This is a genomic window from Eisenbergiella massiliensis, assembly GCF_003435485.1.
Genome location: NZ_QVLV01000010.1, coordinates 63,885 through 77,804 on the forward strand (window position 1 = coordinate 63,885; position 13,920 = coordinate 77,804).

General features: G+C 49.1%; 10 protein-coding genes. All 10 read right to left on the minus strand.

Annotated elements, in window-relative coordinates; translation table 11 throughout:
* Positions 1 to 48: 48 nt before the first annotated feature.
* Entirely contained in the window at positions 49 to 1,596 is a 1,548-nt protein-coding gene (locus DXC51_RS15410; RefSeq protein ID WP_117544859.1) for an ABC-F family ATP-binding cassette domain-containing protein, read from the minus strand.
* A gap of 760 nt (positions 1,597 to 2,356) precedes the next feature.
* Complete coding sequence (locus tag DXC51_RS15420) at positions 2,357 to 3,673, minus strand: HD-GYP domain-containing protein (RefSeq protein WP_181970118.1); 1,317 nt, start codon at positions 3,671 to 3,673, stop codon at positions 2,357 to 2,359.
* Positions 3,666 to 4,736 carry an S-methyl-5-thioribose-1-phosphate isomerase gene (gene mtnA / locus DXC51_RS15425; protein ID WP_117544910.1) on the minus strand — a complete coding sequence of 357 codons (1,071 nt, stop codon included), beginning with the start codon at positions 4,734 to 4,736 and terminating at the stop codon, positions 3,666 to 3,668. Before mtnA ends, DXC51_RS15420 begins: the two co-directional genes overlap by 8 nt.
* 146 nt (positions 4,737 to 4,882) lie before the next feature.
* Positions 4,883 to 5,077: a hypothetical protein gene (locus DXC51_RS15430; RefSeq protein WP_021640431.1), complete on the minus strand. Its 195-nt coding sequence runs from the start codon at positions 5,075 to 5,077 to the stop codon at positions 4,883 to 4,885.
* 60 nt (positions 5,078 to 5,137) lie between these two features.
* Positions 5,138 to 5,590 carry a Cys-tRNA(Pro) deacylase gene (gene ybaK / locus DXC51_RS15435; protein WP_390580591.1) on the minus strand — a complete coding sequence of 151 codons (453 nt, stop codon included), beginning with the start codon at positions 5,588 to 5,590 and terminating at the stop codon, positions 5,138 to 5,140.
* A 267-nt stretch (positions 5,591 to 5,857) separates the two neighbouring features.
* A complete protein-coding gene (locus DXC51_RS15440; protein ID WP_117544861.1) occupies positions 5,858 to 6,754 on the minus strand; it encodes an Rpn family recombination-promoting nuclease/putative transposase in 897 nt (298 codons plus the stop codon).
* 428 nt (positions 6,755 to 7,182) lie between these two features.
* Positions 7,183 to 7,947 (minus strand): ABC transporter permease, encoded by a 765-nt coding sequence (locus DXC51_RS15445; RefSeq protein ID WP_102289974.1) that lies wholly within the window; start codon positions 7,945 to 7,947, stop codon positions 7,183 to 7,185.
* On the minus strand, positions 7,934 to 8,788 hold the full coding sequence (locus DXC51_RS15450; protein WP_117544862.1) for an ABC transporter ATP-binding protein: 855 nt from the start codon (positions 8,786 to 8,788) through the stop codon (positions 7,934 to 7,936). Before DXC51_RS15450 ends, DXC51_RS15445 begins: the two co-directional genes overlap by 14 nt.
* Before the next feature lie 342 nt (positions 8,789 to 9,130).
* Positions 9,131 to 11,662 (minus strand): hypothetical protein, encoded by a 2,532-nt coding sequence (locus DXC51_RS15455; protein WP_117544863.1) that lies wholly within the window; start codon positions 11,660 to 11,662, stop codon positions 9,131 to 9,133.
* The gene (locus tag DXC51_RS15460; protein WP_117544864.1) at positions 11,659 to 13,755 is read right to left on the minus strand and encodes an efflux RND transporter permease subunit; all 2,097 of its coding nucleotides are present in this window, start codon (positions 13,753 to 13,755) and stop codon (positions 11,659 to 11,661) included. Before DXC51_RS15460 ends, DXC51_RS15455 begins: the two co-directional genes overlap by 4 nt.
* Between the last annotated feature and the right edge of the window lie 165 nt (positions 13,756 to 13,920).

Here is a 13,920-nt window from a genome sequence, read left to right on the forward strand (position 1 = left end):
TCCGTTTATTATAATTTTGTATCTGTCCAGGACGGCACATGATTTTGATTATTCCCTGGGGCGTACCTGCTCCAGGGATATGATTTTATCAGCGAAGTCCTGGTAAAATTTTTCTTCATGGGACACCAGAATCACGGTTCCCTCATACTTCTCCAGCGCCTCCTTCAACGCCTCCTTTGCCAGATCATCCAGGTGGTTGGTAGGCTCGTCAAGGATCAGCAGGTTCGCGGGCTGAAGCGTCAGCCTGCACAGCTTGACCTTGGCCTGTTCCCCGCCGCTTAAGGTAGAAAGGCTCTGCCCCGCCTTTTTGCTGTCTATTCCGCATCCGGCCAGATGTCTTCTGGCCTCCTTTTCCGTAAGCTGAGGAAACCAGGAACGGATTGCGGCAAGCGGCGTCTGTTCCGGCGTATCCCAGGAAAATTCCTGTTCATAGTAGCCGGTCTGTACGGCCTCCGATATACTGAAATTACCGTCCAGGGCCTGCAGCTGCCCCACCAGCGTCTTTAAAAGCGTGGATTTGCCGATGCCGTTGAAGCCCGTTATCACCACCTTCTGTCCCCTGTTTACCGTAAAACTGATCCCGGAAATCACCGGATAATAATATCCTGCTGCCAGCCCGTTCACCTGCAGGAGGATTTCCTCATGCACCTCCCTGCCCGAATGGAAGCGGAATACCGGCTTCACATAGGTTTTGGCAGGCGGAGCCATACGCTCCAGCCTTTCCAGCTGCTTTCTTCTGCCCTTGGCATTCCGGCTGTTGACGCCGGCAATGTTTTTACGGATGTATTCCTCCGTCTTTTTTATCTGCTTCTGCTGGGCGGTATACCGCCTTATATAATCCTCCCGCAGATGTTTTTTCTGCTTCAGGAAGTCCGAGTATTTTCCGCTGTATTTCCGGATGCTTTGTTCATCAATATCGCAGATACAGGTGCTGATCTGCTCCAGGAAGGCAAAATCATGGGATACCACCAGAAACGCCCCGGAAAACTCCGTCAGATATTCGGACAGCCACCGGATATGCTCCTTGTCCAGAAAGTTCGTGGGTTCATCCAGCAGCAGTACATCCGGCTCCTCCAGCAGAAGCTTGGAAAGAATCACCTTGGCCCGCTGTCCCCCGCTTAAATTCCCCAGTTGTTTATCCATGCCAATGGCTGTCAGCCCCAGCCCCTCTGCAATCCGCATTATCCGGTATTCAATGGAATAAAAATCCGCGGCTTCCAGCTGCTGCTGGTATTTTTCCGCTTTTTTCAGCGCGTCCTCTTCACCGGCCGAATAGCGTTGATAAGCCTGTACCATCTCCTTCTCCTTTTCAAAAAGCGCCGAAAAGGATGCCTGCATATACTCCAGCACGGTCTGCTGCGCATCCGCCGCGGCATGCTGATCCAGGTAGCCACGGCTGATTCCCGGCTGCCACCTGATCTGTCCCTCATCCGGTATGGTATTTCCGGTACAGATATTGATAAAAGTGCTTTTCCCCACGCCGTTGGCTCCTACGATTCCCACATGCTCTCCTTTGAACAGGGAGAATTCCGCATTTTTATATAAACATTTGTCACCATAGCTCAGTGACAGCTCCGTAATATCAAGTAAGCTCATAATCTGTCATTCCTCTCTTTTTGTGCCTGCCGCAGATATTTCCAATGCGTTCACCGGCGTTTTACGCCCATCGCATTCTGCAGTCCATACAAATATTTCTATCAAAAAAAGGCCCTGCATTTCTGCAAAGCCCTTCCGCATTACATCCGCTTCCATGCACAGATGTCCTCAGGCATTCTTCTCCGGCATTGTTGCCGCAGGAAGGCCTGTGGTGTGCACAGATACGGAAAGGCCGCAGACAAAACATTGTCCGCGGCCTCTCATATATCACCTACAACAGCGCTCCGTAAAAAAGGAGCGGCACGGGTATCTTCGGAGAAAACCGGTACACAAACCAGACACACGCCGCCCCATATTCCGGAGCATACCGTGTGTATACTGCTGCATCTGTTCCGTTTCTTCCGATGAACCGTTACTGCCTAATGATTAACCTCTGTACAATGTTTCATCGGTTCCAGTTGTACAGAGTTGATTCGCCTTGTAATCTTATCGGTTTCTGCTGTAAGTGTCATTGGTAATCTCCTTTTCCCGCCGCTGCAAAAATCTGACAGTATAAAATCCATTATTGTATGCGGCCCGGGATTTTTAACATCCTATCACAGCGCTTTCCATCTGTCAAGCAGTAACAGTTCGGCCTTCGGCCGAACCGTTACTGCATCCGCCCATGAAAAGTCGCCTTCGGCGAGGGGCGGATGCCTGCCGCCGCCATGCTTTCTCACGGTCTGCACAGTAAATGCACAGACCTGCCTCAACTGTTACGTCAAGCGTCGTTAGCAGCTGTTGCCTGATTATGATGTCGGCCGTTCCAGTCTCCCTCCATATAGCCGGCAAGTTCCTGGTATTCCCTCTGGATATCCTGATACATATCCATAATCGGCTGACAGCGCACTCCTGTTTTTCCCATGATATCGTCAAAATTATCCGTCATAACATCCACAATGCTGCCGTCAATGAGGCCGTCCTCTTTCATCTTGCCGATGATTCCCACAATACGCTCCCTGGAAAAGGCCTCCTTGTAGCTTCTTGTCCCTGCAAGCGCACTGACGATATCTGCGACAGCCACAATTCTTTCCTCCAGGCTGAGATCCATGGCCGTCAGTCCCAGGGGATAGCCGGATCCGTCCAGCTTTTCGTGGTGCCTCATGGCAATTTTCCGTATTTTTTCTTCCACATCAGGGCCCAGGATCAGGCCGGTAAGCTCCACATGGGTGCGCATAATCCGCATGGCCTGAGGGCTCAGCTTCCCGGGGAATTCCAGGATTTCCACGGGTATGCCGATTTTTCCCAGATCATGAAGCAGGGAGCCGAAATAAATATCACTCAGTGCCCTGCCCTTAAGCCCCATCCTCTTTGCAAGCTCATAGCTGATGCTGGTCGTGGTCATGGTATGGGTCACGGTATGCCTGCTTCTGAAATCAATGGTATAAATCACCATGTCCAGATATTTTCTTATCTCTTCCTTTGTGAAGGGAACCTTCCAGATTTTTTCCCATAATTCAGCTTCCCAGGCCTCCCTTTCAGAGGAAAGCTCCAGGAAATCCTCCGCCAGCACAATATCCGCTATTTCAGGAGAATATCTCACTCCCCGTCCGGCCAGAAGGCGTCGTGCAAATTCCTGATAGCTGCAGCCTTCTTCCTCCAGGCACACATCCGCCCGGTCCGCTATGTACATGATCTGGGCAAGCCTCTTATTCTCCGGGCTGACGCCGGGCAGCTCCTGCAGCCTGCGCCAGGTGGTATGATGGAACAGGACCCCCGGAGCCACTTCCTGCAAAGGCGTAAAATACTTAATGAACAGATAACCATAAATGGAGTGTTCCTGCATATTTCTGGTTTCAAATTCCAGCATCCGGCTGATTTCTTCCGTTTTATAAGCACCTATATCATGGTACAGAGCCAGGATGCAGATATCCCGCATTTCCTTTTCCGTATAGCCGCCCAGCCTGGCAAGTATCCTGGATACGATACAGGCCACCCGGAATCCGTGGTCCACCAGCCTGGCATCCACATAATTACAGGCACGGCGGACTATTCCCAGCACGCCCCTGTTGTCAATATAATTACCATATTCAATCATATTCCGCATTTTCTTTTCTGGCAAAAATTTCACGGAAGGATTCCTCATAGGGCTCCCGTGCAATGCCATATTCCGTTACGATTCCTGCAATCAGGCTGTGATCCGTCACATCGAATGCAGGATTATATACCTTTACGCCCTCCGGCGCCATGCGTTCCCGATACCACATCTGTGTGACTTCCTCTGCAGGGCGTTCTTCAATATGAATATCCGCGCCTGTGGCCGTATTCATATCAATGGTAGAGGTAGGTGCGCAGATATAGACAGGCACGTTATAATAATTCGCAGCAATCGCCACCGAAGAAGTGCCTATTTTATTAGCGGTATCACCGTTACGGGCCACTCTGTCACAGCCTACGAAAACAGCGTCCACCCAGCCGTTTTTCATTACGGTGGCCGCCATATTATCACAGATCAGGGTCACATCCACACCTGAAGAATGCAGCTCATAGCTGGTCAGCCTGGCTCCCTGCAGCAGCGGACGGGTCTCATCCGCAAAAACACGGAAGTGATAGCCTCTTTCCTCTCCCAGATAAATAGGCGCTGTGGCGGTTCCGTATTTGCTTGTGGCCAGCTGTCCCGCATTACAGTGGGTGAGGATGCCATCGCCGGGCTTCACAAGGGTAAGGCCGAATTCCCCGATGGTTTTGCATACCCGGATATCCTCTGCCTTGATGGCATCCGCTTCCGCTTTCAGAAGCCGCTTGATTTCTTCCACCGATTTATCCCTATTGTCTGTCACAATTTTTTCCATACGCTTCAGCGCCCAGGACAGATTTACCGCGGTGGGGCGGGACGAATCCAGGTATTCCTTCTGTTTTCTGAATTCGGCAAGAAAAGTGCTGTAATCCGCCGTATCTATCTGCTTGGCCAAAAGGTAAATGCCAAAAGCCGCCGCCACGCCAATGGCCGGGGCGCCGCGTACCTTCAGAAGATAAATGGCATCCCACATTTCCTGTGCAGTTTTCAGACGGATAATCTCCGTTTTTCCCGGCAGCTTTGTCTGATCTATGATGACAAGAGCGTCATCCTTATCATCCAGCTCTACCGTTTCGTACTCCATGATATTTTTATTCTCACTCAACTGTGTTACCTCCTTGTATTGCGGAGCAAAATGCCAGCCTCTGACAAACAGAGGATTTTCCTCCGCTTAATGTATACCGGGCTTGATGCTCCGTCATCCTTCCGCTTATCAGGCAGGATGCCCTGTCAGCTTTTTCCAGGAAACTTGACTTCAGACAGAAGGCCCCGAAGGGTCATCCCTTTTGCTTCCAGTGTTTCGTTCACCGCCGTTGCCGCAAATATCAGGAAAAAAATTCCAACAATAAGAAAATCCAGTTTTTTGGATATCTTCTTTTCCCAAACCTTCAGCTTATCTTCCCTGGTTTTCGCTTTCTTTGCCACTGCATTTCCTCCTTTCAGGATTCTCCGGACGCTGTCCGATACTTCGTCCGCCGTCCAGTCTCAGCCAACAATAATATCCGCAAATTCCGCTGCCGCCGCTTTTGCCAGATCTGCCGGATCCAGTTCAATCTGGGAACCGATGCGGCCTCCGCTTACGATTACGGAAGGCAGGGACTGTGCACTTTTTTCTATCAGTGTTTTATACTGTTTCTTCATCCCCACTGCGGTGCAGCCGCCGCGGATGTATCCTGTAACGGTATTGATATCCTTTACATGGAGCATTGCCACGGATTTCTGGCCCGCAGCCCTGGCCGCCTTCTTCAAATCAAGCTCCGCTTCTATGGGTATCACGAATACAAAATATTCTTTGGACGGGCTTTGGGTAACCAGTGTCTTGTATACCTTTTCATGAGGAAGGTCCAGCATATCCGCAACCTGTATGCCATCAATAAATTCTCCGCATTCATAGGTGTAGTGGGTATAGGGGATTTTCATTCGGTCCAGAATGCGCATGGCATTGGTTTTTATTTCTTTTTGTTTTGCCAATTCCGCCACCTCTTTCGTGTTTGTACCTGGTCATTATAGCATATCGGCGTTTGGACGTATACTGTGAAATGTGGGGGATGGAGGGAACGCAAAGAAATGGGATAACCGCTAAGTTTTCTCAGCTGTTACTAAGCGGCCGGAAAAGAGAAAAAGATCCGGAGAAACTACCTTCCAGTCTCTTCGGATCCTCTTTATTACAGGGAATGTAAAACAGCATATCTTATTTGTCAGTTGCTATTGTTCTTCCTGATTCTTTGCTTTTTCCTCCATGAAACTGCGCAGTTCTTCTTCCGCAGCTTCCCGGGTCAGCGAAAAGTTTTTCTGCAGCTTTTCACAAATGCGTTTTTCTTCCACACCCTCTTCCAGATTATCCTGTATCATTGCATGGATTCCCTGTTTAAGCCCTTCCTGAAGCCCTTCCTGCCTGCCCTTTTCAATTCCAATCTCAAGAATATTCATCTTTACAGCCTCCCATTCTTCCGATTGCTTCACTTCATTTACAATTTCATCCAACGTGACAATCCGTCTATCCTTTACTATGATTTCAGGATTATCAATCGTTGTATTTTTCATATACTGCAGCAGGCTTATCAGCTCAGGACGGCCATTCCTGCTGGTCATATTCAGGAATATTTTCTTCGTGCCGTCATCCAGCGGCAAATCGGAAATTTCTTCACACTGTTCAGTAAATGTGTATTCAGCCAAATCCCGTCCAAAAATATCCTCCTGCGTAATGAAAATGATAATAGTCGATGGCAAATGCTTATATTTTGTCATCTTTCCTGATTTTAAAACCGGAGTATCCAGCAAACCCTGATAAAATCTTGCTCTTCGCCTGACATCATCCGTTTCGGTTTCATTCTGCATTTCCGTATTAATACGGCGGTCAAGCGTATCCCGTGCCCAGGCATCCAGCCGGATAGCCCGTTTCCCGCTTTTGTTAAGTACTACCTGCTCCACCTCTACCTCAGCCAGCTTCAGCTCCGGTTCATCCAGAATAATACTCAGGGTGCATTCATAAGCCGTCTTGTTCTTCATCACGGATAAGAACAAAGCGAAATCACTCAGGTTAAACTGATAGTTCCGGGGCAGCAATTGGGTAGAAGTGTCCCCTGTTGTTATAAGGTTCATAGGCATTCCTCTCTTTCTTTTTCCGCAGAGAGAACCATGCCTTTTGCTCTCCCTGCTTATTCATTTGTCAGCAAGGAGTTCATGCATTATCACGCATACGTAACCGGGATGTATCTTCCTCATGGCCCGGGCAATCTCTCTGCCGTTCCTATGGGATTTTCCTCGGCATATGCATTCATGCACACGCGAAACTGCGTGCAGATACCGGCCTGTCAGCGGAATCGCTGAGACAGTACGGCATAGAATCTTAAAAGATGAACAGATATGTTGAATTCATTGCTTGATCCGATTGTAGCATACAGAAATTTATAACGCAATAATATCATATAATATTTTAATAAACATTTTTTGTTGTCAGGAAATTACTCCGGCAATTTTTTACTTTAAACACAATGCAGCAAGGCCTGGCTAATAATTTACCGTTATGCTTATTTACGGTTGAATGTCCGCATTGACACAGCAAAACACACAACACTTAATACTATGCACCATGTAAGTGCCAGCATTAAACTATTCCCCAAAGGCAAATCAAGGGTCAGGGCTCTCAAGCTGTCAATCATCGGTGTCATAGGCTGTATCGAAGCAAACCTGCCAATACCTCTTGGCATAGTGTCAACAGGCGCAAATCCCGAACTCGTAAAAGGTAAAATAAAAAGGGGGAACAATAGTCCGGTTGCCCCTTCTACCGACTTTGAAATCGTCCCACAAAGTACAGCGATCAGCGTAAATGTAATATTTATCAACAAAAGGAGCGCTATAACCAAAACCCAATCCACAAACCCTGCTTGCGGCCTAAAGCCAAGAATGGGAGCCGTTGCCATAATAACAATGTTTGAAATAATCCCCCGCATCACTCCAGCCCCTGTATGGCCAATCAACACAGCAGATTTTGAAACAGACATACAGCGAAAGCGGTCTATGATACCCTTTGTCATATCCGCTGCAACATTCATTGCCGAATATTGAGAGGCCTGGGCGATGCTTTGAAAAATAATTCCCGGCACAATAAAATCAATGTAATTAAAATCCCCCACATCGGATATGCTGCCAAAGACCGTGCCAAATAAAAGAATTAAGAAAAATGGTATCAGCGTTGCCGTCAGGAGTGTTTCAGGATTCCGCAATGATATAATTAAACAGCGTTTGAACATAACCCATGAATCAGGGAATAAATTTCTACTAGATTTTTTCATATTGGTTTTTCTCCTTTTTTTCATCAATCAGTGTTAAAAATACATCTTCTAATGAGGGCAGGTTTTGTTCTATACTGTCGGCAGAAATTCCATTTTCATTTAAGAGTTTTATCGCTGAACCGGCTTTAACCTCACTTTCAAAAACAAGCCGCAGCCCTCTCTCCGGCAATATTTCTTTAAGATACCTCGGCGTGCCCTCTGCAATGATTTTACCGTCATGTAAAATAGCAATATCATCAGCAAGAAATTCAGCTTCTTCTAAATATTGTGTTGTAAGAAATACAGTTGTTCCTGTCCTTGCTAAATCCTTTACCAAATCCCACATGGCAATACGGTTTTGTGGGTCAAGCCCTGTTGTAGGTTCATCAAGAAAAAGTACATTGGGGTTTCCCATAAGGCTCATAGCTATATCAAGCCTGCGCCGCATTCCCCCCGAATAGGTGGAGACTCTTTTGTTGGCTGCATCCTCCAATCTTGAAAAAGACAGCCATTCGTTTACGGTGCTTTTGAGGTTTGGCAGACGTTTCAATTGTCCGATAAGCGTCAGATTTTCTCTGCCTGTCAAAACTTCATCTACCGCCACAAACTGCCCTGTCAGGCTGATACACTCACGTACATTGCCGCCATTCGTCGCCACATTAAATCCATTAACAACTGCACTGCCGCCGTCTGCTTTCAATAGTGTGGAAAGAATTTTGATAACTGTCGTTTTTCCTGCACCATTGGAACCAAGCAAAGCAAAAATACTCCCTTTATCAATAGTGAAACTGACATCCTTCAAAACATGGTTTTCCTTATAGGATTTTTGCAGCCCGGATACTTCAATTATTTTTTCTGACATGTTCCTCCTCCTGATATACATACACATGTATGTTGTCATTGTAAATTTTACTGTCTAAAAAAGGCAGTAAAAAACAGATTTATTCTCTTCATTTTAACTGCTACTTACAATGTCCCCCGCTTTAATATAAAATCAGCCGGAAGCGCCGTTACATCTGGCATCTTCCGGCTGTGCTATACAGTCAGGATATCGTATTTGTCATTGCCCGGCACGCAAGGTACGGTTGAGGAACCGATAATTGCGGCAGTGCAACCTGCAGTTTTCTGCGCATCCGGCGCAAATCCCTCACGATGGAGTAAAAGTGAACCGCAACCTGCGGTTCGGAAGATCAGAGCAGGCGGGTCAGCTGTCCGCTTTGACCTCTGCTGTTTTAATAATGAATTTCACGCTGCCGTCCATTCCCTCAGGCAGCCTGGTGAAGGTCTTGTATTCCTTTCCGGAATCCGCCACAGCCTTCAGACGGTCCGTCACGGTTTTTGTATTATCTCCGAAAATATCCGTCAGCTTACTGATTCCTTCTTCATCAAAGCGGAACATACCATCCTTCAGGGTTCCTGCGCCTTCATCCAGCGCCAGCGCCCCTTCCTGCAGGGAATGCGCGCCGTTTTCCAGGGTATCCACTCCGTCGGTGAGCGTCAGCGCTCCTTCATCCAGCTTTCCTGTCCCTTCCACCAGCCGGGCAGTGCCTTCCTTCAGCTGTGTGGTTCCTGTTTTCAGAGTACCGCTGCCTGCAGAAAGCGTAGCGGCTCCGTTTTTCAGTTCATCCAGGCCGCCCTTCAGCGTCCCGGCTCCTGAATCCAGCTTTTTGGCGCCCTCATTGAGTTCCCGGGCGCCGGATACTGCGCCTGCGGTCCCTTCCTTCAGAGCATTGGCGCCCGCAACCAGGGCGGGAACCCCTTTTTCCTGATCTGCCAGCTGCGTTAACCCGCCGTCCACCTGCCCAAGGCCCGCATAAAGAGCCTGGGTCCCGGCACTCAGCTGAGCGCAATACTGCTTGATAGTAACAATGTCCGTCGCTTTCTGCACCGCATCGCTGCTCAGGCCCTGAACCACCTGATACACCTCCTCCAGCTGGTTCAGCTGTTCGCTGTAAGCGGAAACCTGTGCTTCATAGACAGCCTCCTCCCTGACGGCCTCCCGGTAGCTTTCCACCGCCCCCGATACCGCGTCCGCAGAGATGGTTGCCACCTCCTTCGTCTGAGTGTCCACTGATACAATATCGTTGCCGCTGACACTTTCCACACTGCGGCCGGTCACTACCTCCACCTCTTCCGTGGAAGGCTGACATGCATTGTCCAGATCGGCCTGAGCCTGGCTGCACCGGGATCTGGCGGCATCCAGATTAGCCTGGGCGGTCTCCAGCGCTCCATTTGCATGACTCATCTGCTCCTCTATCATCTGGATTACGGGCGCCAAATCCTTTTCATAGGTATCAAAATAGGCGATTACCTTTTCATATAATGTTCCCATGTTCTGCGCGATTGCCTCGGAACTGCCCAGGATCGGCGGCTGGTCGCCGCTTCCGGTTTCCATGGCCGTTTTCAACGCCGAAATCCCATTATTAACACCGGCAATTCCTTCCTGCAGGGCCCCCGCTCCGGCATCCAGCTTTCCTGCGCCGTCCACCAGGCTGCCGGTTCCCTCTACCAGGCTGTGGGTGCCGTCCTTAAGGCTTCCGGCCCCGTCGCTTAAGGAGGAAGCGCCGCTGTTGAGCTTATCTGCTCCCTCTGCCAGTGAAGATGCGCCCTCCTCCAGTTTTGCAGCGCCTTCGTCCAGTTCTCCGGACTTTTCATACAGCTCCCCGGTTCCCTCCTTCAGGCTCCCGGCGCCGTCCTTCAGGCTTACCACACCATCTGCCAGACTGTCCGTGCCTTCCTTCAGCTTTGCACTGCCGTCCTTTAAATCGGAGGTCCCGTCCTTCAGTTCATTGGATGCTGACTGCAGATCATTCATGGAATCATTCATTTCCTCCAGATCCAGGGAATCCGTGAGGGAAAAATCAGAAAGCATGTCACTCATGGCTATTGTCATAGTCATTCCCAGAGAAAAATTCTCAGCATCCGCGCTGACCTCCAGATAATCCGGAATGGCAAGCTCCTCCTCCGCCTGTTTCTTCTCCGCCTTTGACAAATCTTTTTTAAGTTCCTCCCAGTTCAGGCTTTCCTTCAGCCCCGGAAAAGCGATCCCCACCACAATGCTGTTATTTCCTTCCGACAGCAGACGGCCGTTGGTAACTTGGATATTGGAAAAGGTATCCTGGGGCAAAAGCATACCGGACAGCATGGCAAAGGGGATATGTATTTCTTCCTTTCTGCCGTTTACTTCAACGGTTCTCGTTTCTTTATTTTCGTAATCCATACGGATGGTCACCCGTCCGCTCTTTCCCGCGATTTCCTCCGGCTTTACTTCTTTTCCGTCCAGCTTATAGGTAAGCTTCACCGCAACAGGCAGCTGTTTTTCCGTACTTCCCTGATAGTAAATATCGGCTCCGTCCGCCTGCCAGGTAAGCCCGTTTTTCCCATCTGAGACAAATGTTTCGTAGCCCTTGACATTCTCGATATTCTGTAAATCCGATGCATCCTGCAGGGTACTGTCACCGTCCTTATTTTTCAGCCAGTCGCTTACAATGATCTTCTCCACGCCGCCGGAAGCGTCCGCCAGAACATAAACGGTCTCCTCCTTTCCCGTTTCCGCACTGTGGGAAGGCGCTCCCTGACTGCTCAGCGCCTCTGTCAGCAGCGCCTCTTCCTCCGAAGCTGTAGCAGCGGTTTCCTCCGCCTTCTGCGCCCCGCACCCTGTCAGGCCAAGCAGCAGCGATGCGCTCAGGGTAAGACTGAGTATTTTCTGATATCCGTTTCTTTTTATTCTATTCATGCCTGTGAAGCCTCCTGTTCCTTTTCTGCTTTGTTTGTTTTCATTCCCCAGGTAGTCCTCCGGATCAGCGCGTCAAATACCATCAGCATGGAAGGAAGAATAAAAATAACCGATGCCATACTTATCAGCGCGCCTCTTGCCATCAGGGTGCACAGGGAACTTATCATATCAATATTGGAATAAAGCCCGACGCCAAAGGTGGCCGCAAAGAAGGACAATGCGCTTACCATAATGGATTTTACGCTGGTCTGGCAGGCCACGGAAACCGCCTGCGCCTTATCCGCCCCGCCCAGGCGCTCGCTTTTATATCTTGTGGTCATCAGAATGGCGTAATCCACTGTGGCGCCCAGCTGTATGGTTCCGATTACGATGGAGGCGATAAACGGTATGGCCGTGTCCGTATAATAGGGGATTCCCATATTGATAAATATCGCCAGTTCTATCACCGCCACCAGGACTACCGGAAGTGTGAGGGATTTGAATACCAGCAGGATGATAAGAAAAATAACCCCGATGGAAACAATGCTTACCGTGCTGAAATCATGATCCGTAATCCGGATTAAATCCCTGGTACATGGCGCTTCTCCTACCAGCATCGCGCCGGGATCATATTTTTTACTCACTGCGCTCAACGTATCGCACTGAGCGTTCACCTCATCCGATGCCACCTTATAAGCGGATCCAATGAGCAAAAGCTGCCAGTTTTCATCCTCCAGGGTCTCTGTAAGCTCAGCCGGCACCATTTCTCCGGGAAGCGCCGTCCCTTTCAGGGCATTCAGCCCCAGCACCCATTTTACGCCGTCCACCTTCTCAAGCTCCTCCGTCATATGCCGGACATCCTTGGGAGAAACATCGCCGTCTACCAGCAGCATGTGCGTGGCATTCATATCAAACTCCGCATTCAGCTTATCGTTTGCCACGATACTGGGGAGTGTCTTGGGAAGCGTTTCATCCAGGTTATAATAAACCTTCGTATGCGTATAGCCGAACACTGCCGGAATCAGAGCCGCAACAAAAAGTACGGCAAACACCCTGTAGTGCTTTGTAATAAATGCGCCGATTCCCTTCGGCTCCGGCAGCACTGCCCTGTGCCTTGTTTTTTCCAGAGCCCTGGCGAAAACAAGAATCATGGACGGAAGTATAGTGATGCAGGCAATTACCCCGAACACAACACCCTTTGCCATCACGATTCCCAAATCAAGCCCCAGGGTAAAGCTCATAAAGCAAAGCGCCAGAAAGCCCGCCACCGTAGTAATGGAGCTGCCCACCACTGAGGTAATGGTTGCCGCGATCGCTTTTGCCATGGCATCCTTTTTACCCGTACCGGTCTGTTGCTGTTCCTGATAGCTGTGCCAGAGGAAGATGGAATAATCCATGGTTACTCCCAGCTGAAGCACCGCGCTTAACGCCTTGGTAATATAGGAAATCTGCCCCAGGAACACATTGGTTCCCAGATTATATAAAATCGCCATCCCTATGCTCAGCAGAAACAAAAAAGGAATCAGATAGGAATCCATGGTCAGGGACAGCACCAGGCAGGAAAGCAGAACAGCAATGCACACATAAACCGGCGCTTCCTTTTCCGACAGATTCTTTGTATCCGTGACCACCGCCGACATTCCGCTCAGGAAACAGTTTCTGTCCGCAACCCGCCGTATCTCCTCAATGGCCTTCATCGTCGCATCCGAAGAAGTCGTATCATCAAAAATAATGGCCATCAAGGTACTGTCCCCATGATTAAACGCCTCATACAGTTCATCCGGCAGCATCTCCATGGGAACCGAAATATCCATGGCCGTATCATACCAGATAACCTTCTTTACATGCTCCACCTGCTCAATCTCATTCTTCAGCTCCGTAATTTCCTTTGGCGTCATCCCTTCCGCCACAAACATGGAAAAGGCGCCTGTTCCAAACTCCTCCGTCAGAATATCCTGCCCCGCCATCGTCTCAATATCACCGGGAAGATAAGACAAAATATCATAATTCACCCGTGTTTTCGCATAGCCGATAACGGACGGCACCAACAACACTAACGCCGCTATCAGGATCGGAATCCTTAAAGCCACAATTCTCCTTCCAAACCTATCCATTCCCTGCACCTCTGTTTTTTATCATTATATGACCATTGGTCATTTTTGTTTGCCTGTATTGTTATATCATTTAAATGACCATTGGTCAATATTTTAAATTATTAAATAACTATAAAGCCTGATATTTACCTTTTCCCACCCGACGCATTATCCCTCCGGCCCTTC

Bases quoted from the DNA above. Each gene is read 5' to 3' on its own strand.
- DXC51_RS15410 (WP_117544859.1), bottom strand. From the start codon at position 1,596: ATGAGCTTACTTGATATTACGGAGCTGTCACTGAGCTATGGTGACAAA.
- DXC51_RS15420 (WP_181970118.1), bottom strand. From the start codon at position 3,673: ATGATTGAATATGGTAATTATATTGACAACAGGGGCGTGCTGGGAATA.
- mtnA (WP_117544910.1), bottom strand. From the start codon at position 4,736: ATGGAGTACGAAACGGTAGAGCTGGATGATAAGGATGACGCTCTTGTC.
- ybaK (WP_390580591.1), bottom strand. From the start codon at position 5,590: ATGCGCATTCTGGACCGAATGAAAATCCCCTATACCCACTACACCTAT.
- DXC51_RS15440 (WP_117544861.1), bottom strand. From the start codon at position 6,754: ATGAACCTTATAACAACAGGGGACACTTCTACCCAATTGCTGCCCCGG.
- DXC51_RS15445 (WP_102289974.1), bottom strand. From the start codon at position 7,947: ATGAAAAAATCTAGTAGAAATTTATTCCCTGATTCATGGGTTATGTTC.
- DXC51_RS15450 (WP_117544862.1), bottom strand. From the start codon at position 8,788: ATGTCAGAAAAAATAATTGAAGTATCCGGGCTGCAAAAATCCTATAAG.
- DXC51_RS15455 (WP_117544863.1), bottom strand. From the start codon at position 11,662: ATGAATAGAATAAAAAGAAACGGATATCAGAAAATACTCAGTCTTACC.
- DXC51_RS15460 (WP_117544864.1), bottom strand. From the start codon at position 13,755: ATGGATAGGTTTGGAAGGAGAATTGTGGCTTTAAGGATTCCGATCCTG.